The following is a 228-nucleotide window of genomic DNA, read 5'->3' on the forward strand; positions in this document are numbered from 1 at the left end:
GGGAGTTTGGGTTTCTGATAGATAAAAAAGGAGCTGACCAACTTGTGAGTAAGATTGAAATGCTTTTCAAAGATGAAGAACTTCGTTTGAAAATTGGTAAAGCAGCAAGTTATAAAATTCGTCAGCTCTGTGATATGGAGAATTATGTTAAAAAATATGAGACTCTTTTTCGAGAACTAGTAAATAGTTCTCAGAGGGCATAAACAGGTGAACTTTGAATTCTTTATG

General features: G+C 33.8%; 1 protein-coding gene. It reads left to right on the forward strand.

The genetic code is table 11. The annotated features are described in order from the left end of the window. Nucleotides 1-203: hypothetical protein (locus VJI94_RS08950; RefSeq protein WP_324009125.1), on the forward strand; the 203-nt coding region annotated here is incomplete at its 5' end. Nucleotides 204-228 lie beyond the last annotated feature (25 nt).

The organism is Parvimonas sp. D9 (genome assembly GCF_035282565.1).
GTDB lineage: Bacteria > Bacillota > Clostridia > Tissierellales > Peptoniphilaceae > Parvimonas > Parvimonas micra.